This is a genomic window from Compostibacillus humi, from assembly GCF_014637175.1.
Classification (GTDB): domain Bacteria; phylum Bacillota; class Bacilli; order Bacillales; family Amphibacillaceae; genus Oceanobacillus; species Oceanobacillus humi.
This window is the reverse complement of record NZ_BMEV01000005.1, coordinates 56,615-81,619: the sequence shown is the minus strand read 5'-3', so window position 1 is coordinate 81,619 and position 25,005 is coordinate 56,615. Positions and strand designations below refer to the sequence as shown.

General features: G+C 44.1%; 32 protein-coding genes. 16 read left to right on the top strand and 16 right to left on the bottom strand.

Annotated elements, in window-relative coordinates; genetic code table 11:
* Nucleotides 1–322: 322 nt before the first annotated feature.
* The 3 genes from sspO to IEV18_RS02410 form a co-directional block, all read right to left on the bottom strand.
* Nucleotides 323–478, bottom strand: coding sequence for a small acid-soluble spore protein SspO (gene sspO, locus IEV18_RS02420; RefSeq protein ID WP_188390778.1), 156 nt, complete (start codon nucleotides 476–478; stop codon nucleotides 323–325).
* 161 nt (nucleotides 479–639) lie between these two features.
* A complete protein-coding gene (locus IEV18_RS02415) occupies nucleotides 640–903 on the bottom strand; it encodes a hypothetical protein (RefSeq protein ID WP_188390777.1) in 264 nt (87 codons plus the stop codon).
* Nucleotides 904–1,051: 148 nt separating this feature from the next.
* Nucleotides 1,052–2,458 (bottom strand): SpoVR family protein, encoded by a 1,407-nt coding sequence (locus tag IEV18_RS02410; RefSeq protein WP_188390776.1) that lies wholly within the window; start codon nucleotides 2,456–2,458, stop codon nucleotides 1,052–1,054.
* Between the two features lie 240 nt (nucleotides 2,459–2,698).
* Between IEV18_RS02410 and ymzB the strand changes: the two genes are divergently transcribed.
* From ymzB to crcB (IEV18_RS02390), 4 genes are all read left to right on the top strand, one after another.
* Nucleotides 2,699–3,055, top strand: coding sequence for a protein YmzB (ymzB, locus tag IEV18_RS02405; RefSeq protein WP_188390775.1), 357 nt, complete (start codon nucleotides 2,699–2,701; stop codon nucleotides 3,053–3,055).
* Between the two features lie 110 nt (nucleotides 3,056–3,165).
* Nucleotides 3,166–3,645 carry an immunoglobulin-like domain-containing protein gene (locus IEV18_RS02400; protein ID WP_188390774.1) on the top strand — a complete coding sequence of 160 codons (480 nt, stop codon included), beginning with the start codon at nucleotides 3,166–3,168 and terminating at the stop codon, nucleotides 3,643–3,645.
* Nucleotides 3,646–3,787: 142 nt separating this feature from the next.
* Complete coding sequence (gene crcB, locus IEV18_RS02395; RefSeq protein ID WP_308421531.1) at nucleotides 3,788–4,177, top strand: fluoride efflux transporter CrcB; 390 nt, start codon at nucleotides 3,788–3,790, stop codon at nucleotides 4,175–4,177.
* A gap of 1 nt (nucleotide 4,178) precedes the next feature.
* Entirely contained in the window at nucleotides 4,179–4,538 is a 360-nt protein-coding gene (gene crcB / locus IEV18_RS02390; RefSeq protein WP_188390772.1) for a fluoride efflux transporter CrcB, read from the top strand.
* A 177-nt stretch (nucleotides 4,539–4,715) separates the two neighbouring features.
* On the opposite strand, the gene opuFB is transcribed toward crcB (IEV18_RS02390), so the two are convergent.
* Together opuFB and IEV18_RS02380 are read right to left on the bottom strand one after the other, a co-directional pair.
* Nucleotides 4,716–6,230 (bottom strand): osmoprotectant update ABC transporter permease/substrate-binding subunit OpuFB, encoded by a 1,515-nt coding sequence (gene opuFB, locus IEV18_RS02385; RefSeq protein ID WP_188390771.1) that lies wholly within the window; start codon nucleotides 6,228–6,230, stop codon nucleotides 4,716–4,718.
* Entirely contained in the window at nucleotides 6,223–7,182 is a 960-nt protein-coding gene (locus IEV18_RS02380; RefSeq protein WP_188390770.1) for an ABC transporter ATP-binding protein, read from the bottom strand. Before IEV18_RS02380 ends, opuFB begins: the two co-directional genes overlap by 8 nt.
* A gap of 354 nt (nucleotides 7,183–7,536) precedes the next feature.
* Between IEV18_RS02380 and IEV18_RS02375 the strand changes: the two genes are divergently transcribed.
* Nucleotides 7,537–8,859, top strand: coding sequence for a hemolysin family protein (locus IEV18_RS02375; protein WP_188390769.1), 1,323 nt, complete (start codon nucleotides 7,537–7,539; stop codon nucleotides 8,857–8,859).
* A 74-nt stretch (nucleotides 8,860–8,933) separates the two neighbouring features.
* Here the strand turns inward: IEV18_RS02375 and IEV18_RS02370 are convergent, their stop codons facing one another.
* Nucleotides 8,934–9,620: a VC0807 family protein gene (locus IEV18_RS02370; protein WP_229733516.1), complete on the bottom strand. Its 687-nt coding sequence runs from the start codon at nucleotides 9,618–9,620 to the stop codon at nucleotides 8,934–8,936.
* A gap of 193 nt (nucleotides 9,621–9,813) precedes the next feature.
* Between IEV18_RS02370 and IEV18_RS02365 the strand changes: the two genes are divergently transcribed.
* The 4 genes from IEV18_RS02365 to IEV18_RS02350 all read left to right on the top strand — a co-directional run bounded on the left by IEV18_RS02365 (nucleotide 9,814) and on the right by IEV18_RS02350 (nucleotide 11,648).
* Nucleotides 9,814–10,059 (top strand): hypothetical protein, encoded by a 246-nt coding sequence (locus IEV18_RS02365; RefSeq protein WP_188390768.1) that lies wholly within the window; start codon nucleotides 9,814–9,816, stop codon nucleotides 10,057–10,059.
* 105 nt (nucleotides 10,060–10,164) lie between these two features.
* Complete coding sequence (locus IEV18_RS02360) at nucleotides 10,165–10,539, top strand: hypothetical protein (RefSeq protein WP_188390767.1); 375 nt, start codon at nucleotides 10,165–10,167, stop codon at nucleotides 10,537–10,539.
* A 265-nt stretch (nucleotides 10,540–10,804) separates the two neighbouring features.
* Nucleotides 10,805–11,260: a DUF1572 family protein gene (locus IEV18_RS02355; RefSeq protein ID WP_308421530.1), complete on the top strand. Its 456-nt coding sequence runs from the start codon at nucleotides 10,805–10,807 to the stop codon at nucleotides 11,258–11,260.
* Between the two features lie 112 nt (nucleotides 11,261–11,372).
* Nucleotides 11,373–11,648 (top strand): hypothetical protein, encoded by a 276-nt coding sequence (locus IEV18_RS02350; protein ID WP_188390766.1) that lies wholly within the window; start codon nucleotides 11,373–11,375, stop codon nucleotides 11,646–11,648.
* Nucleotides 11,649–11,675: 27 nt separating this feature from the next.
* Here IEV18_RS02350 and IEV18_RS02345 read toward each other — a convergent pair whose 3' ends face one another.
* A complete protein-coding gene (locus IEV18_RS02345) occupies nucleotides 11,676–11,879 on the bottom strand; it encodes a hypothetical protein (RefSeq protein ID WP_188390765.1) in 204 nt (67 codons plus the stop codon).
* 121 nt (nucleotides 11,880–12,000) lie between these two features.
* Here IEV18_RS02345 and IEV18_RS02340 point away from each other — a divergent pair, with 121 nt between their 5' ends.
* From IEV18_RS02340 to IEV18_RS02310, 7 genes are all read left to right on the top strand, one after another.
* Nucleotides 12,001–12,246, top strand: a complete 246-nt coding sequence (locus tag IEV18_RS02340) for a hypothetical protein (protein WP_188390764.1) — start codon at nucleotides 12,001–12,003, stop codon at nucleotides 12,244–12,246.
* 73 nt (nucleotides 12,247–12,319) lie between these two features.
* Entirely contained in the window at nucleotides 12,320–12,829 is a 510-nt protein-coding gene (locus IEV18_RS02335) for an HXXEE domain-containing protein (protein ID WP_229733515.1), read from the top strand.
* Nucleotides 12,830–12,862: 33 nt separating this feature from the next.
* Nucleotides 12,863–13,636 carry a class I SAM-dependent methyltransferase gene (locus IEV18_RS02330; RefSeq protein WP_188390762.1) on the top strand — a complete coding sequence of 258 codons (774 nt, stop codon included), beginning with the start codon at nucleotides 12,863–12,865 and terminating at the stop codon, nucleotides 13,634–13,636.
* Complete coding sequence (locus IEV18_RS02325; protein ID WP_188390761.1) at nucleotides 13,633–13,983, top strand: VOC family protein; 351 nt, start codon at nucleotides 13,633–13,635, stop codon at nucleotides 13,981–13,983. Before IEV18_RS02330 ends, IEV18_RS02325 begins: the two co-directional genes overlap by 4 nt.
* A 32-nt stretch (nucleotides 13,984–14,015) precedes the next feature.
* Nucleotides 14,016–14,225: a hypothetical protein gene (locus IEV18_RS02320; RefSeq protein WP_188390760.1), complete on the top strand. Its 210-nt coding sequence runs from the start codon at nucleotides 14,016–14,018 to the stop codon at nucleotides 14,223–14,225.
* Between the two features lie 292 nt (nucleotides 14,226–14,517).
* On the top strand, nucleotides 14,518–14,829 hold the full coding sequence (locus IEV18_RS02315; protein WP_188390759.1) for a hypothetical protein: 312 nt from the start codon (nucleotides 14,518–14,520) through the stop codon (nucleotides 14,827–14,829).
* Between the two features lie 32 nt (nucleotides 14,830–14,861).
* On the top strand, nucleotides 14,862–15,173 hold the full coding sequence (locus IEV18_RS02310) for a DUF3953 domain-containing protein (RefSeq protein ID WP_188390758.1): 312 nt from the start codon (nucleotides 14,862–14,864) through the stop codon (nucleotides 15,171–15,173).
* Between the two features lie 90 nt (nucleotides 15,174–15,263).
* Here the strand turns inward: IEV18_RS02310 and IEV18_RS02305 are convergent, their stop codons facing one another.
* The 9 genes from IEV18_RS02305 to IEV18_RS02265 all read right to left on the bottom strand — a co-directional run bounded on the left by IEV18_RS02305 (nucleotide 15,264) and on the right by IEV18_RS02265 (nucleotide 24,884).
* Entirely contained in the window at nucleotides 15,264–15,746 is a 483-nt protein-coding gene (locus IEV18_RS02305; RefSeq protein WP_188390757.1) for a GNAT family N-acetyltransferase, read from the bottom strand.
* A gap of 108 nt (nucleotides 15,747–15,854) precedes the next feature.
* Nucleotides 15,855–16,310 (bottom strand): hypothetical protein, encoded by a 456-nt coding sequence (locus tag IEV18_RS02300; RefSeq protein ID WP_188390756.1) that lies wholly within the window; start codon nucleotides 16,308–16,310, stop codon nucleotides 15,855–15,857.
* A gap of 113 nt (nucleotides 16,311–16,423) precedes the next feature.
* Nucleotides 16,424–17,581 (bottom strand): sporulation protein YhbH, encoded by a 1,158-nt coding sequence (gene yhbH / locus IEV18_RS02295; protein WP_188390755.1) that lies wholly within the window; start codon nucleotides 17,579–17,581, stop codon nucleotides 16,424–16,426.
* Between the two features lie 222 nt (nucleotides 17,582–17,803).
* The gene (locus IEV18_RS02290; RefSeq protein WP_188390754.1) at nucleotides 17,804–19,699 is read right to left on the bottom strand and encodes a PrkA family serine protein kinase; all 1,896 of its coding nucleotides are present in this window, start codon (nucleotides 19,697–19,699) and stop codon (nucleotides 17,804–17,806) included.
* Between the two features lie 323 nt (nucleotides 19,700–20,022).
* Nucleotides 20,023–21,306 carry a GntP family permease gene (locus IEV18_RS02285; protein ID WP_188390753.1) on the bottom strand — a complete coding sequence of 428 codons (1,284 nt, stop codon included), beginning with the start codon at nucleotides 21,304–21,306 and terminating at the stop codon, nucleotides 20,023–20,025.
* A gap of 90 nt (nucleotides 21,307–21,396) precedes the next feature.
* Nucleotides 21,397–22,173: a 3-hydroxybutyrate dehydrogenase gene (locus tag IEV18_RS02280; RefSeq protein WP_188390752.1), complete on the bottom strand. Its 777-nt coding sequence runs from the start codon at nucleotides 22,171–22,173 to the stop codon at nucleotides 21,397–21,399.
* 298 nt (nucleotides 22,174–22,471) lie between these two features.
* Nucleotides 22,472–23,839 (bottom strand): sigma-54 interaction domain-containing protein, encoded by a 1,368-nt coding sequence (locus tag IEV18_RS02275; RefSeq protein ID WP_188390751.1) that lies wholly within the window; start codon nucleotides 23,837–23,839, stop codon nucleotides 22,472–22,474.
* 173 nt (nucleotides 23,840–24,012) lie between these two features.
* Complete coding sequence (locus IEV18_RS02270; RefSeq protein WP_188390750.1) at nucleotides 24,013–24,315, bottom strand: iron-sulfur cluster assembly accessory protein; 303 nt, start codon at nucleotides 24,313–24,315, stop codon at nucleotides 24,013–24,015.
* Nucleotides 24,316–24,425: 110 nt separating this feature from the next.
* Nucleotides 24,426–24,884: a hypothetical protein gene (locus tag IEV18_RS02265; protein ID WP_188390749.1), complete on the bottom strand. Its 459-nt coding sequence runs from the start codon at nucleotides 24,882–24,884 to the stop codon at nucleotides 24,426–24,428.
* Between the last annotated feature and the right edge of the window lie 121 nt (nucleotides 24,885–25,005).

The window sequence follows — 25,005 nt, the reverse complement described above, 5'->3', positions numbered from 1 at the left end:
TGTATCAGAAGAAAGAGAACCCCCATCATTTGACAATTTAATTTGACGATTGAAATCTAACGTTAATTGCGGTAAAGTAGCCATTATAAGAATCCTTTCTGTGGTTATTTTGTGGTGATTTAACTTTAACAGAAATGGATTCTTTTTTCATTTATTTGATGCATGATCAATTCGGTTGAAATGCTTGATAGATAGGCATTCAAAATTTATCAAAAGTTTTCTATGAATAATTCAGGTTTAACTTAATAGACGGCCCGTTTCCGGGAAAAGTTACAGGTGCCTGACATCCGCAGTTCATTGGAGTGCCTGGCACCTGTTGCACTTATTGGCGTTTTTTCGTTTTTTTGTTGTTCAGCTTTTCCGTTTCGCTAAGGGGTTCGTTGGCAAACTCATGGTCAAATTCCTTTGACAAATGTTTCCTCACCTTTTGCTTATCGCTAAAACCCGTATTTAATTGCTTGCTCGTTTTACGGTCCAACTATTTCACCTCCACGGTCCTATTTTGTGTCGCAAATCGCTTATATATGTCTATAAAGGACAATCGGAGGTTAGCTTCCAAATGCGCCGTCGATGTCATATTTGCGCGCGGCTTGATTATATTTTTTTAACTTTAAAAGGGCGAAACCATTCGCCCCATCGTTAGGATTGCCCGGTCTTATACAAATTTTTTGGCCATGCCTCCTGCTTAAACATGATAGTAATATTTTTGTTCTTCAGCTCTTCCAAGAACGGGTCAAATAAGCCGCCAATAATCAATTCCTCCGGCGGAACTACGCCCGTTTTGGCAATTTTACCTGCTTGGCTGACCTGATCATGCCTGTGTCTAAATCTGCAATTTTCACCCGGCTTCCCCTTGAAACGGCTTGTCCATCTGCATAGGGCAGTTACATTAATTACCTGCATTATATTACTCCATGTTATAACGGTCAATATATTTTGAATTATAAAATTATTTAGACCAAAAAAAATTCCAGTATACACTGGATTTTATAACAAACTTTTATTTTAGGACCTTGTCATTCTTTCTTACTGCTTTACCGACAAAATTAATCTACAAACTTCGCTTCGTCACCCGTTTTCCGTCGTAGGAAAAGAGTGTCTGCTGTCCGTCGACGACCGTATCCATGTGAACTGTTCTGCCCCAAAGCTGGTATATATACGGCAGGACGTTTTCCAAATAATGAAGATCGAGTTCAATCCCTTCATAGCCATGCTTTAAATAGAGCTCTCCGTTGCGCAAATAATCTCCGTCTTCTACGGTAATATACGGAAAGCCGCCGTTCACCCGCATGTTAACGAGCTGATCCCGGACTTCTTCGTATTCCTTCGTCGTAATCCGGTAATCCCGGCCTTTTTTCTCAAACAAATACATATCTTCCCGCTCCACCAGTTCCTTCGTCAAATAATTGCGGATAAAGGAAATATCCGATTCGATTTCCCGGACTTCAAAAATTTTCTCCCGGCCGGACCCCGGCTTCACGCCCCGCTCCCGCATTTCCTCCGTCGGGTTGTTGTACCGTTCCTCAATATCCTCAAAAATTTTCAAGCCTAAATAATACGGATTAATCGTCGTCCGGGACGGCTGGACGACGTTCGCATTCAGCTTGGAAAACTCAATCGTTTCCTCCGTCGTCAAATCCAGTTCCCGCATAATCCGCTGATGCCAGTAAGATGCCCACCCTTCGTTCATAATTTTCGTCTCCAGCTGCGGCCAGAAATAAAGCATTTCCTCCCGCATCATCGTCAGCACATCCCGCTGCCAGTCCTCCAGCTCCCGGCTGTACTCCTCAATAAAAAGCAATAAATCCTTCTCCGGACGGGGCGGGAATTTTTTCCTTTTCTTGCTCCGGGTTTTCTTCTCCTTCGGCTTCTCGTCTAACCCCCATAAATCATCATACGGCGTTTGCGGCTTTGTCACTTCTTCTTCCTCGTCCTCTACATCGTCATAGTTTAATTTTGAACGCATGAGTGACGGGTCAATATGCTCCTGAATGGACAGGACCGCATCTAAAAACTTCTCCACTTCATCTTTGCCGTAAATCATTTCATACTCGGCAATCCGCTCCGCCGTAGCCGTCATGCTCTCCACCATATCCCGCCTTGTGTTGGTAAAGCGGACATTGTTTTTGAAAAAATCACAGTGGGCCAAAACGTGGGCGATAATCAGCTTATTTTGAATGAGCGTATTCGTATTGAGCAAAAAGGCGTAGCACGGATCCGAATTAATGACGAGCTCGTAAATCTGGCTTAAGCCCAAATCATACTGCAGCTTCATCCGGTGAAATTGCTTTCCGAAACTCCAATGGGAAAAACGCGTCGGCATCCCGTAAGCACCAAATGTATAAATGATGTCTGGCGGACAAATTTCGTAACGCATCGGGTAAAAATCAAGTCCAAAGCCCTTCGCAACTTCCGTAATTTCCTCAATGGCATATTCGAGCTCCTTCGTCATGGACATCATGCATCCCCCCAAATGTGCTTTGTATAGTGTATGAAACAAGATGCTGTTCATTACCATGGATAAGCCTATTTCGGGGAGCTGCCGATGCGGAAAATTTTGCGCTGTTTAACGGCAGGCTTATGAAATACTCCGAACAGTTCGCAAATCTATAATATTTTTCCGTAACGCCAGCCGGTATGTTTTCTTTTAAAAAAGGAAACCTAATAAGAGGAAGACACGGATATACGGAGGGATTGCATGGTACACCGGTTTTTAACGATTGAAGAAGTGCATGACAAGCTCAGGGAATGGAACGGGAGAAAGCTTAAGATTATGAAGCATGAACTGGACGACTTTGATGAAACGCTGATGGATTTAAGCGCCATCTCGTATTCCAAAGCGACGAAGCGCATCGATGATTACGAACCGATGTATGCGTTAAACTTAAACGGCTCGGGAGTGATTGAAACGACGCCGGAGCATTACGAGCCGCTCCCTTCGGAACAATACGAAATTCCGTTGGAAGAGTCGGCCTTATATGAATTTGACGGCACCCGGCTTATTATAAGCACCTCCCGCGGGGTATATACAATCGAATGTTTGCCCGAGCCATAGGCATGCAGGGAAATAGCATACTTTCACGTATGCTATTTTTTTATGTTTAAGCCATTAGGAAAGTAACTAATATCCTTTACTTGCGTCTATTTTAATAAAGGGGGGATTGGATGAAAAATTTGCTGCTGCTTTTTTTGGCGTTAAGCATCACGCTTTTTTCCGCATGCGCCGGTTCAGATCGTCAGGCATCTGAGGGGACTGACTGGGAACCGACTCCGTATGATACGGTGAACAACTTGGATGGTGTAACGATGACGGTCAACGAAGATTCGGTGTCTCCGTCCGGATTAACGGTCATTATAGAAAATAACTCGGACAAGCAATGCACGTATGGGGAGTATTTTTCTTTGGAAAAGGAAATCAAGGGAAAATGGTATCAAGTTCCGGTTATCCTAGAGGACAATTATGGCTTTCATGATATCGGCTTTGACCTTCCTCCAGGCGACGTCCAGGAATGGACGGCGGATTGGGAATGGCTCTACGGCAAACTGGATGCCGGAAATTACCGGATCGTAAAGGATATATTGGACTTTAGACAGCCCGGCGACTATGATACGTATTATTTCGCTGCACAGTTTACAATCGAATAATTCCGGAACCGAGTGTTTGCCCTCGGTTTCTTTCTTTATTCGAGAAAATTTTTAGGGTTATGTTATTTAATGTTAAAATTAACAAATAGTTCAAGGTATTCAGCTAACGGGGCAGTTTAGTACAAAGATGAGAGACAGTGAGGTGTTTGAAATAAATATATTATTGGTAATGATTGGTGGTTTTTTTGGAGCTATATGCAGGTTTGCCTTGGGTGAATGGATACATACAAACAATGGATTTCCTTTTGGGACCTTTATAATTAACCTCATTGGATGTTTTATTCTTGGGTGGTTTCTAACATATGTCAGCCAAAACAAAAAAATAAGACCTGAGTTTACACTGATAATTGGAACAGGATTTATCAGTTCTTTTACAACTTTTTCAACTTTTTCAGTGGAGACCCTTAATTTATTTCAAAACGGTCTTATTTTAACAGCGATTCTCTATGTGCTGGCATCTACAGTTTTGGGGATTGTGCTGGCATATGCAGGTCACAATTTAGCTATAGCACGAAAAAGAGAAGTGATGTAACATGATTTGGATTATAGGAATCGGTGGTTCTTTAGGTGCAGCAGCCAGATTTATAGCGGGAAACTTCATTAGTAAAAGAACTCAAAAAGCATTTCCATTTCCAATAGGTACTTGGGTAATAAATATCACAGGTTCGTTTTTACTTGGATTATTTACACAATTTTACATTTCAAACGATATTGGCGAGTGGTTATTGCTTTTTGGCGGTGCAGGTTTTTGTGGTGGATTTACAACTTTCTCAACCTTCGGGTACGAAACCATCACTCTAATACAATCAAACAAAATTAAATTAGCTATTATATATGTTCTTTCTTCAATTATAGTTGGTTTTATTTCGGCAATGATTGGCTTTTACATTTAAAATATATAAATAGGTTTTATTGTATCAGCTGGTACTATAGCGAAAGAAGTTTAAAAAACGCAGAGGATATTAAAACCTCTGCGTTTATCGCTAAATGCGGGTGATTTCACCTGTTAGTTAGCTTAGCCTTTCCTTTTTTCTACCACAACCGAACTGCTTAAAAATTCCCTTGCTCTTTTAACGTAGTCCTTCTTTTTCCAAAAACTCCCGGGCAACATCGAAAGCCTTTTTCCCTTCGATGGCTACTTCATAATTCATTTCCCGCATTTCATCATCGGTAATCTTTCCTGCCAGCTGATTTAAAATATTTTCCAATTCCGGGTATGCCTCCAATGTTTCTTTTCGGAGTAACGGCGCGCCTTGATACGGCGGGAACAGCTCCAAGTCATCTTCCAGCACGGTAAGGTTGTACCTTCTCAGTTCACTGTCCGTGGAATAGGCATCGAGCAAATTAATGTCGTTCTCTTCGATGGCGGTATAGCGCAGCTTCGGTTCCATCGTGACGAGATTTGGAAATTCAAGTCCGTATTTTTCCTGGATGCCGATATAGCCGTCTTCCCGGTCGGTAAATTCCAAGGTAAATCCGGCTTTCACTTCTTCTTCCAGACCCCGCAAATCGGAAATTGTCTCCACTTGATGCTCGTTGGCAAAGGAATCCGAGACAGCTAACGCATACGTATTGTTAAACTGCATCGGTTCCAGGAGGACAAGGTTAAACTTTTCCAACAACCCGGTTTTTGCCTGTTCATACACTTCTTCTTTGTCATTGCTCACCGCCGTCTCCTCTAAAAATTGGGTGACGATTGTTCCGGTAAACTCCGGGTAAATATCAATGCTTCCCGATACAAGGGCATTGAACAGAAAAGAAGTTTTCCCGAGACCGGGCTTCAACTCCACCTGCAAATCGGTTTCGTCCTCGATTAAAATTTTGTACATATTAATTAAAATTTCCGGCTCCGATCCTAGCTTTCCGCCGATGACAATCGTGTCTTCCTCGCTGTTTAGCCAATTTGGGAGAACGGAAATCCCAATTGTAAAAACGACAACGATCCCGGCAGCTGCCAGAGATTTTTTGTAAGACAGCTTTTCCATTTTCCGCAAGAGGAGATCAAATAAAATAGCCAGCAAGGCGGCAGGGACTGCACCGAGGATAATCAGTTCCGCATTATTCCGGTCGATTCCTAAAAGGATAATATCCCCTAACCCGCCTGCGCCGATCAATGCTGCCAAGGTGGCGGTACCGACAATTAACACCATGGCCGTTCGGATTCCTGCCATGATAACCGGCATGGCCAGGGGCAGCTCTACTCGGAACAGCCGTTTCCAGGCATTCATCCCCATCGCCATCGCCGCTTCAATGTAGGAATCATCCACCTCTTTAATGCCGGTGTACGTATTGCGGAGGATCGGAAGCAGCGCATAAATGACTAAAGCTATGATGGCAGGGACTTTGCCGATGCCTAGGAGCGGAATCATCAGCCCTAGCAAGGCGAGAGAAGGAATTGTCTGCAAAACAGCCGTTATGCCGATCATGCTCTCGGCAAGCCTAGCCTTTTTCGTCAAATAAATCCCTAAGGGTACGGCAATGATTACGGCAAAAAAGATGGCGATAAAGGAAATTTGAATATGCTCGACGAACGCTTGGAAAAGCTCTTCTTTTCGGTTTGCAAATACGTCGATAAAATTATTCACGGTCTCTTCCCCCTTCCGTAGTTTTCAGGGAGAAGTATTCGATAATTTTTTGCCGGTCGACGAACCCGATTCGTTCTCCGTCCTTTTCGACGGAAAGCTGTTCATAGCGGGCTAATTGGTGCAGCACTTCCTCCAGCGTGGCCGAAGCCGAAATAGACGGACCAGGCTGGACTGTTGATTCAGCAGATGGACGGATGTACTGTTCCAGGTCGAAGCCCGAGTCCGTGCTGTTTGCTCCGCCGACAAAATTTCGGACAAAGTCATTAGCCGGACGGTTCAGCAATTGTTCCGGCGTTCCCAGCTGCACGATTTTCCCTTCATTCATCAGGCAAATTCGGCCCCCAAGTTTTATCGCTTCCCGGATATCGTGGGTGACAAAGACGACCGTCTTGTGAATCGCCTTTTTCAGCCGAATCATATCTTCCTGCAATTTTTCCCGGCTGATCGGGTCTAAAGCGCTGAACGGCTCGTCCATTAAAATAATGTCCGGATCTGCAGAGAGGGCCCGGACGACGCCGACCCGCTGCTGTTCCCCGCCGGAAAGTTCATGGGGCATCCGGTTCCGGTACGAATCCGGATCGAGCCCGACCATTTCCAATAATTCGGTAACCCGCTTCCGGATTTTTTCCTTTTTCCACTGTTTCAGCTCCGGCACAACGGCAATGTTTTCCTCAATCGACATATGGGGAAACAAGGCAATTTGCTGCAGAACGTATCCCATATTCCAGCGCAGTTCATGGATGTTATAATCGTTAATATTTTTCCCATCGATGGAAATAGTGCCTTCCGTCAATGGAATCAAGCGATTCATCATTTTCAGCGTCGTCGTTTTTCCGCTCCCGCTCGGGCCGATTAGGACGAAAAATTCCCCCTGGCGGACGGTAAAACTGATGGAATCAACAGCCAGATTGTCCTCCCCATATTTTTTCGTTACATTTTTAAATGAAATCATGAAAATAAAATCCCCTCTTATCTTTCTAAGTTTTCCTTAGTGTAATATGTACAAGAAAAAACCTCAAATGATAAAATTTACAAAATGCGGGAGGGAGATAACATTGTTCACTAAGGCTCTCTTTTTAAGACCGCTTCACGAAGATGATGCGGAATAATTTTAATCACCTCCTATACAGCCTTTTGGCAAAACAATGGAAATAAGGCTGCTGGCATGGATGGCACTTTCGCCTGCTTTTGCTGCACCCCGGGAGAGCCTGGCACAGGCGGTACATTGAACGGAGGCAATTAGGTATAATAAAGGTATTAGGGATGCTCCTAAAAAATATGTCATAAAGGTACGGTGAACTGCTTTTTGGATAGTATATGGACTTCTATTCTGATTATTTTCATCCTGATCATTGCCAACGGGATTTTCGCCATGACGGAAATTGCCATCGTCACCGCGAAAAAAGGCCGATTGGAAAAAATGAAGGAAGACGGGGACTCCCGGGCGAATTATGCGTTAAAACTCGCCGAAAACCCGAACCAGCTCCTTTCCACAATTCAAATCGGCATCACGTTAATCGGGGTTATTACCGGGGCGTTCGGCGGAGCGACGATTGCCGGACAGCTGGCAGAATACGTGGGAAAAATCGAAATGCTCGCGCCGATCAGCTATCAGCTTAGCTTTGCTATCGTCGTTGGCCTGTCTACATATTTATCGTTAATTATCGGAGAGCTCGTTCCAAAACGGATTGGCATGGGCAATCCGGAAAAAATGGCTTGCATCATTGCCAAGCCGATGTATTATTTCTCGAAAATCGGCAAGCCCCTCATCTGGATTTTGACCAAATCGACGGAGTTCGTTTTGAAAATGCTGCGGGTAAAGCCGAATACCGAACCGGATATTACGGAAGAAGAAATTACCCAAATGATTGAACAAGGGGTATACAGCGGAGTCGTGGAAGAGATTGAGCATGATCTCGTGGAACAAATTTTCTACTTGGGAGATAAGCGCCTCGGCGATATTCTCACCCCCAGGACCCAGCTCGTCTGGATCGATGTCGAAGACCCGCTGGAAGAAAACATTAAATTAATGAACGAAAGCATTTACTCGAAATTCCCTGTCGGAAAAGGAAGTCTTGACAATTTTCAAGGCATTATCCGTTCCAAAGACGTCTTCTCCAAAATCGTCGCCGGAAAAAAGGTGAGACTGGCCGACCATATTAAAGATACACTCGTACTCCCGGAACCGATGAAAGTATTTCAGGCACTGGAAGCGCTGAAAAAGTCCGGCCATCATGAAGCAATCGTCATCGATGAATATGGCGGAATCGAAGGATTTGTCACCTTGCACGACATTATGGAAAACATTGTCGGGGACATGCCGGAAGCTGGAGAGACAAGCGAACCGCATATTGTCCAGCGGAATGAAAATTCCTGGCTCGCCGACGGACTCCTCCCTATCGATGAATTTTTACGATATTTCGATCTGGAAAATACCGACATCCTCAATGACCGGAAAAATTACCATACCCTTGGGGGATTCCTGACGACACAAATCGGTTCAATACCAAAAGTGAAAGATAAGGTTGCCATTGAAAATCTGGAACTGGAAATCGTTGACATGGACCAGTTTCGTGTGGATAAAGTGCTGATTACAAAGCTTGATGAAGAAGCGAAGGAGACCGATTAGATGACCTGCACTGAAAGGTCATCTTTTTTCGCCATTGAAACCAAAACTAATTCACTCCATTCTATAACGAAAAGTCAAATTTGTTCCGCCTTTTCCCTTGTTTTTGCATCTTGCTTCTGAAAATATTTCCGCACCGGCACATTGATATAAATATACATTCCGGCTACGAGCAGGCCAAAAAACCAGCCGGCGATTTGCCGATAGATGATCATTTGGTTATATCCGTCGACCCCGTAAGTTTTCAATAGCCACGTATTTAAGCCCGCCATGAAAAGCCCGCGAATGACAAACAACAATTGGATCATTTGAAACCACATAAAAATGCCTTTCTGGTAAAACAGCCTTTTCGTTTCTTCCCGCGGATGTCCCTGCAAATAGACAAAATCGACGGCAAAATATAACGCAAACGGACGACGAATCACTAGGGCAATGAAATGGACAACGACATAAAACAACCCGAGATAAATTTGGTTCCAAAGCATCCGCTCCGCCGAACCGGACAACAGGTCAACGGTCGTCCCGATAAATAATGAAGTGATAATAAACAGTCCGGTAATATGAAACTGCCGCTCCACGCGAAAGCGGTAAATCGTATACATAAAGCCGGGTACGGTGGATAGGAGCATGGCAATATAATCGCTGAAAAATACCCGGCCATAATTCCAAATGACAAGGGGCAGCACTACAAAACAGACAATGTCCAAAATAATCAGCTTGCGGTTCACCAAGTTCACCTTCTGTTCGCTTTTACTTTTCCGCATGCATTTCTATTCTCGAAAAATCAGCAAATTCCTGCTTATTTGCGGATTAAAGCCCCCCAATTCGGGACATTGCTTTTGTTGGAATTAATTTGCCAGCAGAATTTATATAATTTTCGAGAAAATTTGTGAATTTACACTTTTTCCATATTATGGTATGATTTGAGTAATGTACGATGCAGAATAGAGAGATGAGATGACTTTCTGCTATTATCTAGCCTCGGACCAAATAATGAAGCCTTGGGACGGCCCGATTTCGATACATCTATCCAGGACAAATCTCCACATCCCCGGATTCGACGTTCCGGTTCAGTTTGAAATTTTCAATGGGCTGGAAGAAGATTGGGAGCTGGAGGATTTATTACAATATATTCATCATCATACCGCACCGTATAACGTATACACCGTTCAAATCGCCAATCTGTTAAACAGTCAGGAGTAAAGGAAAAGGAGAAACGGCTGCTGCACCTAAGACAGCTGCTGCTTGCCGACGGCCATTTGCTAACCGTCAAAAAAGTGCCGGTTTTTTGAAAGGAAGTTGCACCCGATGAAAAAATTGCTAAGTTTGCTGCTGCTTTCAGCTTTGATGATCACCGCCTGCAATGATGCTGCTCTAAGCATTAGCGAATTGGAAATTGTTCCGGATGAAGTGCTAGAAAACATTACCCCGGACGATACCCTTCAGATGATAAACGAAGGAGATGACATTGCCTATATTGTTTACTTTTCCAGCGGAACCGTTACTCCCCGCCTGGAAACGGAAGGGGAAATGTTAATAATACAATTGGAAGTAACCGGTCAGGAAGAGGATGACGAAGAGAAACCCTATGTCTATAAATTGACGTTAGACCCGGAGTTGGAGATGATTGATATTTTGATTAACGGAAAATCGGTGCCGTTTGACCGGGTGACCGCCTTATAACTACTTGCATTGGCTCCATGGCGGCACTTTTCCCCCATTCCTTAGAAAAACGATTCCTGGAAAAGGAGGATTATTTTTCCTTTCGGGTGAATACAATAAAAAAGCATTTGATGACTGTTGTTAAGGAAATTGACAATGGCAATTAATAACTGCTTCGATTCTTAATTGGAAGGAGAATACGATGTCTGTAGGCAACGAATATCTAAGAGCAGTCCAAAAACGATTTCTAACGATCAAAGACTTAGGAGACTGAACCTTCGAGCAATTGACAGAAGAAGACATTCACTGGACATACAACGCCCAAACAAACTGCGTAGCGGTCATCGTAAAACATGTAAGCGGCAATATGGTATCCCGGTGGACAGATATTTTTACGACAGACGGGGAAAAACCGGACCGGAACCGGGAAGAGGAATTTGTGGATACGATTAGATCCAAAGAAGAAATGATCGCCCTCTGGGAAAAAGGCTGGAATACCCTCTTTAACACAATCGGCCAGCTGACGGAAGAAGATTTATTAAAAGAAATCTATATCCGCGGCGAAAGCCATACGGTAATCGATGCCATTGAAAGACAAGTTGCCCATTACGCCTATCATATCGGCCAAATTGTTTTTATCGGAAAGCAAATCAAAGGAAAAGAGTGGAAATCTTTGACCATTCCTAAAGGAAAATCAGAGGAATACTTAAAGGAAATGCTCGAAAAACATCGTGGAAACTAGGGGTGATTAGAAAGCAGGCCACGGGAAACGGGACGGGAAGGACGGATAGACGGCATTGGCCTATGAAACTAGCGATAAGATATAGCAATATGCGAGGAAAGCAGGGAATCATATGAAAAAAGAGCAATTAAAAAACTTCATTATTTTAAGCTGTGTAATCGCCGTTATCGGTATAATCTTGTTATTTTTTAGTGTCCGTTTTGGAGAAAGCATGGCATCAAATTGGCTTTTGAGCCAGGGCGGCTTCACGGATACAGATACATACATGCTTCGAATGGAAAATTATATTCGCAACTTCCAGGCAGCAGGAAGCATTTTCTTAGCGATCGGTTTAGCCGCTGCAATGTTTATGCTTTATCAATTTTATCAAAGGGACGGGGAGGAATAATATCCCCATTTCTTGTTTCCGTAAGAACTACTGCCAGTCATAATCGTTCCTTATTTGCTGCTTGGCATCGTCCAATGCTTTTTCTATATATATCCTTTCCTCTTCGCTGGCATATTTGGCACCTTCGGAAAAATCGGTTTGTATGTTCTTTTTCTTCGCTGCCCAGTCGAATAGGACACCGAAAATTAGCAATCCGCCACAGAAAATCAGCAGCAACAGCCATAACGGCATAGGATCACCTCCAGTTGTGTAATATGCTTACGGCAGACTAGCTCCATTTGTTTCAATATGAAACTATTTTTTTGAATCTTTCCCCTATTGCTTTCGCAGGAAAAAATAAGGAGGTTTTTTTGTGAAAAGATATATATTTTTTTCTGTCAGTTTTATATTGCTGTTTTGGTTATTTCACGTATTGACCGGAATGATTCTGACATGGATGTACACTCCGAACGCGGAGGAATTTTGGCATACAAACACAGACCTCTCCCAGGAAACGGTGCTTCAAACCAATTCCTCAACGGCGGTTTCTTTTGTGATTTCCTTCCTGGCTGCATCCATTGCATACGTTATTTCTTCCGTATTCGGAAAAAAGGCTTAAATTTTCGCAATTTGCAAGAAAAGTTTTGATGTATTAAAGACAAGAGCTGACAATTAAAACCAAGGGGATGGAAATGTACTTTTTTTCTATTCGGTTTCTCATGATCTTTATGCTGCATAATTTGGAAGAGATTATCACAGTCGAAAGCTGGATGAAAAAAACGTATCCGCGGGTGAAGAAGCGGATTCCCGCGGGAATTCAGAAGGAAATCGACAAGATGCAGGATATGACCGCCGCCCGGTTCGCTGTCGTTGTATTTATCCTTTCTGCAATGGTATCTGTTCTCTTAGCGTGGACGATGTGGTACGGAAAATTTTTCTTATTCCTAGGAATCAACCTGATTTTTGCAGTTAACATTTTTACCCACCCATTGCAGGCGCTATATTTGCGCTGTTATACCCCTGGACTTTGGACGACGGTATTGCTCATTATTCCCTATTATGTGCTGTTCTTTTATTACACTGCAATCGCCGGGTTATGGCACGTGAATACGCTGCTCAGTTCTATCGTTATCCTCATTCTCTTTATCCCGTTATTTCTCTTCAGCCATAAAATCGGCGAGAAAGTGGCAGCCCGGCTGTAAACGGGTCAATTTTTTGAAGATGGAGGGGTATTCATGTTCAGTTATTACAGCAAACTGTCCTCGGAAGTGTATGATTTGGACAAGCCGATTGGAACAACATTTGGCGATGTGGAATTTTATTCGGAGAGACTCGCAGATTGCAACGGCGATATTTTAGAGCCCGGTGTCGGCACCGGCCGCATCCTCATTCCCCTGCTGGAAAAGGGCTTGAACGTGGACGGATTCGATGTCTCCGAAGAAATGCTATCTATCTGCCAGCACAATTGTGAAGAAAGGAATCTGCACCCGACGTTATTTATCGGAAAAATGGAGTCTTTTTCTATCGATAAGAAATACGAAGCGATTATCGTGCCTACGGGGACCTTCCTGTTGCTGCACCAGCGGGAAGATTCCCTTCAAGCTTTGGAAAACTTTTATCGCCATCTCGATAACGGCGGAAGGCTGATCATCGATATTTTCCTGCAGCCGGATGTGGCTGTCGGCAACCGTTCTGCCCGTTCGTGGGAAACGAAGAACGGCGACTTGATTACATTGGAAACAACCATCGCGGAAGTGGATTATATTCAACAGTACACCGTCTCCCACCACCGTTATGAAAAATGGCGGAACGGCTCCCTGATTCAGACGGAACTGGAACGATTCCCCCTCCGCTGGTATGGGGTGGAAGAATTTCGCATGCTTTTGGAAAAGGTTGGGTTTCAACATATTGTCATTTCAGCGGATTATCGATACGGCGAGTATCCGACATTGGCAGACCAAACGATCACCTTTGAAGCGAAAAAGCAACAAAGGAGTGTTTCGGAATGAGTTTAGTAGAAAGAATCGATACGATTTGCTTAACCGTCCGCAATGTGGAAGAAGCAAGCCGCTGGTATCAGGAAGTCCTCGGATTTCAAGAGTTTTTCCGAGGCGAAAATTATCGGATTTTAACGATTGGAAAGAGCACCGTGCCTTTAACGATTGAAGAAGGCTATAGAAATTCATCCGCTTTCTCGGTTTACCCGATTTTTTATGCAAAAGATATTGAACAAGTTTTTGACACGTTAAAAAATAAAGATGTAAAATTGAGCCAGCTGCAGCATGATGGGGATAATGCGTTTTTTGACGTATACGATTTGGACGGGAATAAACTGCAAATCTGTTATTGGGAATAGAAATCTAGTTAATAGAAAGAGGAACAATAGATTTGGAAGCAATTGCCGATATTTTGCGGGCAATATCTGTCTCAATATTCATCATCAGTTCGGCCTTTTACTTCCGGCATTTGGACAAAACGAAGAAACAACGGAAACTTGCAGCCTTTGAAAATGCGATATACGTCCTGATACAAACGGCCTTACTTCTGTTTGCCGTAAGTCTTTTGCTTTTTTTTTGCAGGATGAACGGGGAAGCATAACTCTTTTACTAAAAAATAGTAATCTATTAGGAGCGGAATTCTGATGGGCTGGATTTCATTATTAGATTCGCTACCTGCCGATGTTTTATCGGATCCATAAACGGCTGGATGAATTGGAGAAGGAAGTACAGCGGATAAAACGCGAAGATAGGAGAATTTTCGCAGGCCTTATTAATGCGGTTATCATGAGCTGAAACTTTTTTGGTGATACAACCATTTTCGTTCTCTCCCGAAGACGTGTGTTTTGCATTCTTTCACGTCCATGCTATCATTAAATAAAAGGGGGCGTTCCATGAAAACAAAAGTGACACAGCAAAAGAAACACGGCATGATCAGCTATGTTGCATTAACCATCGGAATCATTTGCTTCTTTATCGTGTTCGTAACACCGACAAGGATTGCCAATATTGGAAATGTGACCGGAGATTACATCACCTTTTTCCTGACTGGCACGGGAATGGTGCTTTCATTGATCGGTATAATAAAGAAAACGGAGAAAAATATCCTGCCTGTGATTTCTTTCATCCTTTCCTCGTCATTTTTTATCTTTTGGGCCATCGTCGTTATATTGCTCTTAACAAGGAACATCGAACTTGTGCCATAAAATTTTTCCGGCAAAAAATAAGGAGGATGTTTATGTGGATCTTCATCGGATTTGTCATCGTCATTATTTTACTAACCTTCAGGAAGTACCGCTCCGACCCGGAATATAAACAGCATCCGGGTTTGAAAATTATAAGAGCGATTATCAGTGTCATTGTCATACTGCTTGCTGGCTACGGACTCATTACCGAAAATTTTTCCTTCCAGCCGCTGATGCTGTTTTTCCTAGGACTGCTTCTGCTTGTCATCGGCATTGGTGAATTGCAGAAAGGGCAAAAACCGGGCGGCTATCTATGCATGGCAATTGGAGTCTTTATTTCCCTCGAGTCCTTTTTCTTATCGTAAACGGCCGAGGGCAGGAGGCAGTGAATTAAAAAAGGGACGGTTCGGTCCGTTTTGCATGGCTATAAAACGTACTTCCCCATCCCTTTTTCTTTACGATAATTTTTTCATAAACCATTTGTCGCAGGCGTTATGCTCTGTCCCTTCCAGCGGCTGTTCCAGCTCTTCAAAACCGTATTTTTCATATAACAAGTTGGCGACATACAGTTTCTCGAACGTATCTAAATAACAATAGGCATAATGCTTTTTGGCAAACGCCAATGCCGCTTCCATAAGCTGATGGGACAGGCCGTTCCCCCGGGTTTCCGGTGTGATGTACAGCTTTTGCAGTTCGCAAACCCCTTCCTGTTTGGCCAATGGAGCGATTCCGACACCGCCGACGACTTCCCCTTCCTCATTTTCCGCCACCCAATATTTGGCATTTGGCAGCTCAGCGTAATATTGGGTTAAATTTCCGAGCTGCGGGTCCACATAAGACGTCCCCGGTATGTTTAATCCGACATCCTCCAAAGACTGTTTTATAATTTGTTCGATTCTCGCATTATCTTTTTCTTCGATTTCCCGAATGACATACATCGGCCATACCTCCACGTTTGCCAGATTTTCTTCATCATACAACAATTTTTTGACTTGTTAAAGTTTCATGTTTTTTCAGTCAGAATTTAACAAACGTTTCCGCTCGTTTTATTCCCAGAGGAAAATCTCCAAAAATTCCCGGTCGTCCAGGACTAAGTCATAAGGAGTTTTCACGTCTGACCAATATATTGTCCTTTTTTTCGCAATGGGCATGTCCTCTTCTCCGTTCCACGATGTAAAATATTCAAGTACGCCGCTCGCTTGGATGGCATTTTCCATATAAGCATAAAGCAAGCGCAAACATTTCTCTTCTTCCGCCGTTCCGCGAATCTGATTGCTTAATGGAAGATAATTGGAAGATACGGCTGCCTGATGTTTGTATGAAAAATGGGAGCTGTAAGAAAATCTCCGTTTCAGATTGCTGTCATAGTTGTTCTCAAAATATAAGTGAACGAAATCCAATTCGGTTTGAAAAACGTTGGGCCGGTCGGGAGACACAGGATTTAAGCCGAAGCTTCCAACGGGCAATTTTACTGGCGAAGCGAGATAAACATATTGGGTCATTTTCTTTCTGTTCCTCTCTTAAATTTTTCCAGTTTCAGTGTATCATAGTTAAAAAAATTTGCTCCTTGAAAAAGACAAATAAAAAACGGTGCTCGACTGGCACCGCCTTTTCTTTAACTGGCTTCTTCTTTATAGAAAAAGGTTTTCATCGCGTTGTAGACGTCCCGTTTTTCTTTCAGCACGTAGTACCTGAATTTCGGGTTGTCGATATGCCGGTATGCATTCATTAACGTAGAGTATCGGTTATAGCCGTTCACTTCGCCATAGCCAAACATGGCGGAAACGTCCATAATTTCATTGACCAGCTGGATGCATTTGCTGTTGTCGGAAGTAATGTTTTCCCCGTCGGAAAAGTGGAACGGATAAATGTTGAAACGATGAGGATTATATTTATCTTCAATGAGTTCCAATGCTTTTAAATAAGCAGATGAGCAGATCGTTCCGCCGCTTTCTCCCCGGTTGAAAAATTCATCCTCCGATACGACTTTTGCCTCCGTATGGTGGGCGATAAATTCAATATCGACGGTTTCGTATTTCGTCCGCAAAAACCGGGTCATCCAAAAGAAGAAGCTTCTTGCCATATACTTTTCAAACGTTCCCATCGATGCACTCGTGTCCATCATCGCCAGTACGACCGCTTTCGATTCAGGTTTCACGACTTCATTCCACGTTTTAAACCGCAAATCTTCGTTGTAAATCGGGGTGATGGACGGTTTTCCTTTCGCCGCATTCCGTTTCAGGGCGGATAGAATCGTTCGTTTCTTATCGATATTGCCCATCAGCCCTTTTTTGCGGACATCGTTAAATTCGTATTTCTCGGTAATAATCTGATCCTGTTCCTTTTCCTGCAAATTCGGCAGCTCCAAGTCTTCAAACAGGGATTCTTCGATTTCTTCGATGGAGATTTCTGCTTCGTAATAGTCAATTCCCGGCTGATCGCCTGCCTGCTTACCTTGGCCTTGCCCCTGCCCTCTTCCGGATGCGGGTTCCCTGGCAACGACATCGCCCACCTGGCTATCTCCATCGCCTTGGCCGACATGTTTGTTTTTGTTGTAATTGTAGCGGATTTTGTATTCATCAAGGGAACGAATCGGGATTTTCACGACGTCCCGTCCGTCCGACATAATGATACTTTCTTCCGTAATTAAATCAGGCAGATTATTTTTAATCGCTTCTTTTACTTTTTCCATATGACGCATTTGATCTTGGTAACCTTTACGATGGAGAGACCAGTCTTCTTTGGAGACAACAAAATTGTGTTGATCTGACATTCTTCCCTCTCCTTTCGTTAGAATTTTCAGTCTTATTTGTTTAAATCTATTCCGACTGAAATTCTTTTATCTATTTTATGCACTCTCTGTCAAGTAATTGCATACTTTGCAAAATTTATCAAAAATAGTCAAGCTTCCGTGCTGCAGGGGATTGCACTGGCGTTTTCGGCGGCATAAAAATAAAAAACAAGGCCAGAGAACGCTAGCCTTGTTTTCAGTTTTTTATCTGTTTAATAGACTTCCGACATAGCGGAGCAATTCATTGGCAGAAACGGAGTTGTATCCATATTCGTCGATGAGCCGGGCGATGACTTGGTTAATTTTCTTCAGCTGGGATTCGTCTGGTGTTTTCGATGAAGTCGTAATTTTCACCACGTCTTTTAAGTCGGCAAACAGTTTCTTTTGAATTGCCTCTCGCAGTCTTTCGTGGGAATTATAATCAAACCGTTTGCCTTTGCGGGCAAAGGCGGAAATGCGAATTAAAATTTCTTCGCGAAACGCTTTTTTCGCATTTTCTGAGATGCCAATCTGTTCCTCAATGGAGCGCATTAACTTTTCGTCCGGGTTCATTTCTTCTCCCGTGAGCGGATCCCGGATTTTATTCCGGTTGCAATATGCCTCCACATTATCTAAGTAATTGTCCAGCAGTGTTTTTGCCGATTCTTCATAAGAATAAACGAACGCTTTCTGTACTTCCTTTTTCGCAATTTCATCATATTCTTTCCGCGCGATCGAAATATAGTTTAAATATTTCTCCTTATCTTCCTTTGTAATGGACGGATGCTGATCCAGCCCGTCTTTCAGCGACCGGAGCACATCCAGCGCGTTGATTGCCGGCACTTCTTTCCGGATAATGGCAGAGGAAATCCGGTTGATGACGTAGCGGGGGTCAATACCTGTCATTCCTTCATCCGGGAATTCCTTTTTCAGCTCTTCCACGTCGACATCGTTAAACCCTTCGACACTTTCGTCATTGTACAGACGCAGTTTTTTCAAAAGGTCGACGCCCTGTTTTTTCGACTCTTTCAGCCGGGTTAATACGGAGAAAATGGCTGCTACTTTTAAGGCGTGGGGGGCAATATGAACATGGGCCATATCGCTGGACTTAATCATTTTTTCATAAATCCGTTCCTCTTCACTGACCCGCAAATTATACGGTATCGGCATGACGATAATCCGGGAATGCAGTGCTTCATTTTTCTTATTGGCGATAAAGGAGCGGTATTCCGCCTCGTTTGTGTGCGCCACAATCAGTTCATCCGCAGAAATGAGGGCGAATCTTCCGGCTTTAAAATTCCCTTCCTGGGTGAGGGAGAGTAAATGCCAGAGGAATTTTTCGTCGGATTTTAAAATTTCCTGGAACTCCATCATGCCGCGGTTCGCCTTGTTTAACTCCCCGTCAAACCGGTATGCCCGCGGGTCCGATTCCGAACCGTATTCAGCAATGGTGGAAAAGTCGATGCTTCCCGTTAAGTCGGCAATGTCCTGGGATTTCGGATCTGACGGACTAAAGGTGCCGATGCCCACCCGTTTGTCCTCGGAAAAGAAAATCCGTTCGACCAAGACATCTTCAATCCGGCCGCCATATTCCTGTTCCAGCCGCATCGTGTTTAGCGGCGACAAGCTTCCTTCAATGCGTATGCCGTATTCCTTGTAAAAGTCTTCCCGCAAATGGTGCGGAATTAAATGGAGCGGGTCTTCGTGCATCGGGCAGCCTTTAATCGCATACACCGCCCCCGCATCGGTGCGGGAATATTCCTCCAGTCCCCGTTTTAACATGCTGACGATCGTTGATTTTCCCCCGCTGACCGGACCCATGAGCAGCAAAATCCGCTTGCGCACGTCAAGCCGTTTCGCAGCCGGGTGAAAATATTCTTCGACCAATTTTTCCAATGCATCTTCTAAGCCAAATATTTCTTTTTCAAAAAACTTATATTTTTTCCTGCCATCGGTTACTTCTATACCGGCATCTTTTATCATATTATATACACGGGAATGGGCGGACTGGGCGATGTGCGGTTTCTCTTTTAACAGTTCCAAATATTCCGCAAAAGTACCTTCCCATCTTAATCGCTCTTCTTCTTCACGATAACGCTTCACCTTATCTAGTATATCCATCTGTCTCCCTCCATCTATGAAGCGGTTTATACATCCTATGCAAGTACGGAAAACAAAATACCATCAAAGTGCCTCCCGCGGTCGGCCGGTTGTCGAAACGGGTTCAAGGCTGAATCGTGTCATTATTTGTCGAAAGTGCGTTAGGGGCAGGGAGATTCCCGAATTTTGTTGAATGTGGTGCTCAGTGTCAAGGAAAATCATTCCCCGGGAAATATTTGTCGATTTTTGTAAGGAGTCTAAATCTTCACCGCTTTTGTCCCAAAACAAAAGAGCCCCACCATTCGGTGAGACTCTCTCCTTCATGCCAATCCTTTAAGCAGCCATTAATATATGCCGAAGGAAGCAAGGATAATCGCTGCAATCGTCGCAATAACCGGAATGCCGAGGGACACGACTGCAATATCTTTATAACTGTCTTTATGGGACATGCCGGTAATCGTTAACAGCGTAAGCACTGCTCCATTATGCGGCAGCGTATCCAATCCGCCGGATGCGAGGGATGCGATTCGGTGGAAAGCGTCTACACTAACGCCTGTATCCATCGCAACCTGATAATACTTTGCCCCGAGGGCTTCCAAGGCAATCCCCATTCCCCCGGAGGCGGATCCGGTTGCCCCTGCAAGCAGGTTTACCGCCAAAGCTTCCGAAATAAGCGGGTTTCCCGGAATGCCGAGTAAAATTTCCGTTAACCGGTTAAAGCCGGGAACAGCCTGAACGACGGTACCGAATCCGACCGCCGCACTCGTATTAATAATTGCGGTTACTGAACCAATTGCCCCGGTGTTAATTGCTTTGACAAATCCTTTAATTCGGTGGATATTAAGAATCAGAATTAAAAGAATACCAGCGATAAGGGCGACGATAATATGCCAATCCAACAAATTTAATGTTGCGAGAACCGTGATTAACGGAAGGATTGATAAGAGAACATGCGGGTTGTCCCCTTCAATTTTCAGCGCATTGTTATCCTTCGGTTCATCGAATACTTCTCCCTGTTCGGCGAGTTTCTTTTGCCGCCATTTCAAATAAAAATACCCGCCAACGCCCATAATTAGCGCTGCAACCATCCCCATAATCGGTGCTGAGGTTGGGGAAGTTTCAAAATATTGGATCGGAATCAAGTTTTGAATTTGCGGCGTTCCCGGCAGGGCAGTCATCGTAAAGGTAAAAGCGCCAAGGGCTACCGTTCCAGGAATCAATTTTCTGCTAATGTTTGCTTCCCGGAACATGGAAAGAGCCAACGGATATACCGCAAAAACGACGACGAATAGGCTGATTCCGCCATAGGTCAGAACGGCGCAGGATAAGAGCACGCCCAATACCGCCCGTTCTTTCCCCATCATTCGTGATAAGGAAATGGCAATGGATTTCGCCATGCCAGTTTCTTCCATTAATTTACCAAACACGGCACTCAGCATAAATACCGGAAACCATTGTTTGGCAAAGTTGACAAAACCGCTCATGTACGTATCGGTATACGCTTCAAGCAAGTCCAAGCCGCCGGTCAGGGCAACGACCCCTGCAGCTACCGGCGCAACCCAGATGATGGACCAGCCTAAGTAGGCTAGCACCATGAGCACGATTAAACCTAAAATAATGCCAAGCATTGTATTCCCCCTTTGTTCCGTCTGTAGTGTTAAACGAAACTTTCATTTTTCTTCGTCCCTATACGAATTGACAACAGCCAGCGCAGCACATTACTGCGCCGTATATCCCCCATCGATGACGACTGCCTGGCCGGTCACCCCTTTTGCCTTCTCACTAGCTAAAAATAAAGCGTAATCGGCAATTTCCTGTACTGCCAGCAGCCGTTTTTGCGGAACGAGCGGGTAAAGCACTTCTTCCAATACGTTTTCCACCGGCACGTTCCGGGTTTTTGCCAAATCATCAAATTGTCCTCTTACAAGCGGCGTATCTACATATCCCGGGCAAATGGCGTTTACCGTAATGCCATGGTCTGCTGCTTCCAGTGCCGCTACTTTCGTCAAACCGATAATCCCATGCTTCGCACTGTTGTAAGCCGATTTTCCAGCAAAACCGATTAAGCCGTTGATCGATGCCATGTTAATAATCCGGCCAAACCCTTGCTTTTTCATGATCGGGAATGCATGTTTAATGGCAATGAACGGCCCGACAAGCATCACCTTTAACATGAATTCAAATTTTTCGGTAGGAAAATCTTCAATATTGGAAACGTGCTGCAGGCCCGCGTTATTAAACAGCACGTCCAACCGGCCGTATTTTTCCACCGTCTCGTTAATCGCCTGCTGAATATCCTCCTCCGATGTGACATCGCATTTAATGCCGATACAGTCGTAGCCTTGCTCCTGCAAATCTTTTACTGCGGCCTGGAGTTTTTCTTCATTGACATCGGTAAAGGCTACCTTCGCCCCGTTCTTTGCAAACTCCAACGCAACCTGATAGCCAATTCCGCTTGCTGCCCCTGTTACAAATACAACTTTATCTTTCACCAATTCCCATTCCTCCCCTATATTTCTGCCATCATGGATGTCCATACCTTAGCTTGCAACCGTTTTCAATAAATAAAACGCACTTCCTGCTCCGTCCACCTCCTTTGCCTTTATTCTGCAAATTTTATGCCAATGTCACAAAATTGTCAAAGTCTGTATTTGCCTGTCTTTTGCCAAAAAAATAAAAACCTAATATTCCATAATTCTGGAACATTAGGTTGAAAGAAGAGCAGGCCTTTCGTTACTAACGTTTTGCGCCTTCCATTTTTCCGGAAAATATTCCGGCAATGCGGAAAGCGGGTTACTCCACCTCATATTTTTTCATTTTTTCGTAAAAGCTCGATTTCCCGATGCCTAACAGTTTCGCCGCCTCCAATTTGTCGCCGTTCGTTTTTCTGAGCGCCTGCAGGATCGCCTGTTTTTCCGCCTTCTCTACGACTTCCTTTAACGTGCCGCTATATTCCTCTTCCCCGTCATCGAAGGAAAAGTAATCCGGCAAATCTTTCAGTCCAATCCGCTCCTTATTCGTTAAATGGACAGTCGCTTCGATTAAATTTTCCAGTTCGCGAATATTGCCCGGCCAGGAATACTGTAAAAATTTCTCAATTACTTCTTCATCTAAATCCACGACCCGTTTTCCTACCCGTACCGAAACTTTATGCAAAAAGTATTTGGCGAGAATCCGGATGTCCTTCCGTCTTTCCCGGAGAGGCGGAACGGTGAGCTGGACGACATTAATCCGGTAAAATAAATCTTTCCGGAACTTATTTTCTTCAATTAATTTTTCGAGCGGCTGATTGGTCGCCGCGATGATCCGCACATCGACCTTTTGGGTTTCCGTGCTGCCGACAGGCTGTACTTCTCCCTCCTGAAGTACCCGCAAGATTTTCACTTGGGCGCTTAACGGCATGTCGCCGATTTCATCAAGAAAGAGCGTCCCTCCGTGGGCCAGCTGGAATTTCCCCGGCTTTCCGCCCTTTTTCGCTCCGGTAAACGCCCCTTCCTCATAGCCAAACAGCTCCGACTCCAATAAATGTTCCGGGATGGAAGCGCAGTTAATGGAAACGAAAGGTTTGTTGCTCCGGTCGCTTAAATGATGAATGCTATGGGCGAACAGCTCTTTCCCTGTGCCGCTTTCTCCCCGGATTAAGACAGAGACGTCACTCGGGGCGATTTTTTTAATTTTTTCCTTTAAAAGCTGGATTTCCCGGGAGTTCCCGACAATATCGTGAATCGTGTACGTGATGCCGTGTTTGACCCTTAACTGTTTGCGGAAATGTTCCAGCTGCTGCAGCAATGCCCGGATATGGCTGTTCATCTCCTGCCATTCCTTCGTATCCCGGTACAGGACGAAGCCGACTGCACCGATTACTTTTCCTTCGACCCAAACGGGAATCCGGCTAGCGATCATATAATTGCCCCGGATGTACTGCAAATCGGCAATTTCCTCTTTTCCCGTTTTTACGACGATATGCATCCTTGTGTTTTCAATGACCTCGGTGACGTGCTTGCCCAGGGATTCCTCCAGCGTCGTTTCCAAAAATTCACAGTACGTCTTGCTTAAAAACGTGACGTACCCTTCCGCATCCACGGCAACTATACAGTAGTTCGGGTTTTCCACAATTGCTTCGATAATTTTATCCCGATACGGGATATCAAGCGCCAGCATGTACTTCGCCTCCTATCGACTTTTGTAAATTTTCCTGGCCGGGAAAATTCGGTCATTTGCAATTTAAGGAAAATTCAGGGAATTTATGTTGCGAAAAAACCCACTACCTTTCCTGGTGTGGGTTCATTGTTTGCACTGCAATTTAATGGTCGCCGGGGTGTATGGTCCCCGGATTAATGGTGGTGATGGCCGCCTTTGGATGGATTCGTAATGACAAATCCTTCGTTGTCGACATAAAAGTATTGAATCCAAATGCCGTCAAGAAATTCTTCCCGTGTATCTAAAAGAATATCAATGCCTTTATCCGTTTTTACGATTTCATCATGCTCTTTCGGCGTATCGAAATCGATGCCGTAGTGGGCGTGGTCTCCGTGCATGTGGGTTACAAAAATGCGGATCATTTTTCCCTGTGCTTCTTCCGTTTCCAGCATTTTCTTTAATTCTTTGGCTGCATTGCGGTTAATTTTTACTTTCATCAATGTATCTCCCATCTGTATCATTTTCTTTTATTATGACATAGGCTTGTTTCCTGTGTCATGCAATTAACTCAAACTCTTTCCATTGTTTCCAGATTTTAGGGCAATTATCAATGGAGCTTTTTCCCGATAAGCACCTCTTCCCGATACACTTTTGCAGAAATCTGTTTTCCGTCAGCAATATAATATTGGTCCGCTCCCTTTTGCACGACCCAGAGCATGACCGTATCGTCTACACTTTGACTGACAACGAGACGCCAATTTTCCCCATATTGTTCATCGAGCTCTTCGGTCAGTTCATTGCTAATTTGTTTGCGCTTCAGTTCGCGGGAATTCATCATGTCTGCGCCTTCCATTTCTCTCACAGCCCACGCTATTTCTTCCAAAAATTGTTCCATCGGCTCCCGTTCCGCGAAAAACTCCTTGGAGAAATAAGAAGCTGCCCGTTCCCAATCCTCGCTCACCGCCGCCCGGTACATATCTTCCACGACATGAACGTAAGACGGATTCATGCAGCCGGTTAAAAGAATGGCAGTAAAAAATGCAAGAACGATTCCCCGTTTTTTCATCTGTTTTCCCCTTTTTCATGACAATCCTCTCCATCTATTGTAAAGTATTTTGTAACTTGTGCCTATCGGTTGTTGACTCGGGTTGTTTTACCGGAGGATGCTTGGGGATTTGCGTGATGAC

Excerpts from the sequence above, each read along its gene's own strand:
- IEV18_RS02275 (WP_188390751.1), bottom strand. The coding sequence starts at position 23,839 with ATGCTGGCGCTTGATATCCCGTATCGGGATAAAATTATCGAAGCAATT.
- IEV18_RS02365 (WP_188390768.1), top strand. The coding sequence starts at position 9,814 with ATGACTTTCTGCTATTATCTAGCCTCGGACCAAATAATGAAGCCTTGG.
- IEV18_RS02285 (WP_188390753.1), bottom strand. The coding sequence starts at position 21,306 with ATGCTTGGCATTATTTTAGGTTTAATCGTGCTCATGGTGCTAGCCTAC.
- IEV18_RS02415 (WP_188390777.1), bottom strand. The coding sequence starts at position 903 with ATGCAGGTAATTAATGTAACTGCCCTATGCAGATGGACAAGCCGTTTC.
- IEV18_RS02380 (WP_188390770.1), bottom strand. The coding sequence starts at position 7,182 with ATGATTTCATTTAAAAATGTAACGAAAAAATATGGGGAGGACAATCTG.
- IEV18_RS02410 (WP_188390776.1), bottom strand. The coding sequence starts at position 2,458 with ATGTCCATGACGAAGGAGCTCGAATATGCCATTGAGGAAATTACGGAA.
- IEV18_RS02360 (WP_188390767.1), top strand. The coding sequence starts at position 10,165 with ATGAAAAAATTGCTAAGTTTGCTGCTGCTTTCAGCTTTGATGATCACC.
- IEV18_RS02265 (WP_188390749.1), bottom strand. The coding sequence starts at position 24,884 with ATGAAAAAACGGGGAATCGTTCTTGCATTTTTTACTGCCATTCTTTTA.
- IEV18_RS02345 (WP_188390765.1), bottom strand. The coding sequence starts at position 11,879 with ATGCCGTTATGGCTGTTGCTGCTGATTTTCTGTGGCGGATTGCTAATT.
- IEV18_RS02370 (WP_229733516.1), bottom strand. The coding sequence starts at position 9,620 with ATGCGGAAAAGTAAAAGCGAACAGAAGGTGAACTTGGTGAACCGCAAG.
- IEV18_RS02300 (WP_188390756.1), bottom strand. The coding sequence starts at position 16,310 with ATGACCCAATATGTTTATCTCGCTTCGCCAGTAAAATTGCCCGTTGGA.
- IEV18_RS02315 (WP_188390759.1), top strand. The coding sequence starts at position 14,518 with ATGAAAACAAAAGTGACACAGCAAAAGAAACACGGCATGATCAGCTAT.
- IEV18_RS02350 (WP_188390766.1), top strand. The coding sequence starts at position 11,373 with ATGAAAAAAGAGCAATTAAAAAACTTCATTATTTTAAGCTGTGTAATC.
- yhbH (WP_188390755.1), bottom strand. The coding sequence starts at position 17,581 with ATGTCAGATCAACACAATTTTGTTGTCTCCAAAGAAGACTGGTCTCTC.
- IEV18_RS02400 (WP_188390774.1), top strand. The coding sequence starts at position 3,166 with ATGAAAAATTTGCTGCTGCTTTTTTTGGCGTTAAGCATCACGCTTTTT.
- IEV18_RS02330 (WP_188390762.1), top strand. The coding sequence starts at position 12,863 with ATGTTCAGTTATTACAGCAAACTGTCCTCGGAAGTGTATGATTTGGAC.
- crcB (WP_188390772.1), top strand. The coding sequence starts at position 4,179 with ATGATTTGGATTATAGGAATCGGTGGTTCTTTAGGTGCAGCAGCCAGA.
- IEV18_RS02290 (WP_188390754.1), bottom strand. The coding sequence starts at position 19,699 with ATGGATATACTAGATAAGGTGAAGCGTTATCGTGAAGAAGAAGAGCGA.
- IEV18_RS02270 (WP_188390750.1), bottom strand. The coding sequence starts at position 24,315 with ATGAAAGTAAAAATTAACCGCAATGCAGCCAAAGAATTAAAGAAAATG.
- IEV18_RS02310 (WP_188390758.1), top strand. The coding sequence starts at position 14,862 with ATGTGGATCTTCATCGGATTTGTCATCGTCATTATTTTACTAACCTTC.
- IEV18_RS02335 (WP_229733515.1), top strand. The coding sequence starts at position 12,320 with ATGTACTTTTTTTCTATTCGGTTTCTCATGATCTTTATGCTGCATAAT.
- ymzB (WP_188390775.1), top strand. The coding sequence starts at position 2,699 with ATGGTACACCGGTTTTTAACGATTGAAGAAGTGCATGACAAGCTCAGG.
- IEV18_RS02325 (WP_188390761.1), top strand. The coding sequence starts at position 13,633 with ATGAGTTTAGTAGAAAGAATCGATACGATTTGCTTAACCGTCCGCAAT.
- IEV18_RS02305 (WP_188390757.1), bottom strand. The coding sequence starts at position 15,746 with ATGTATGTCATTCGGGAAATCGAAGAAAAAGATAATGCGAGAATCGAA.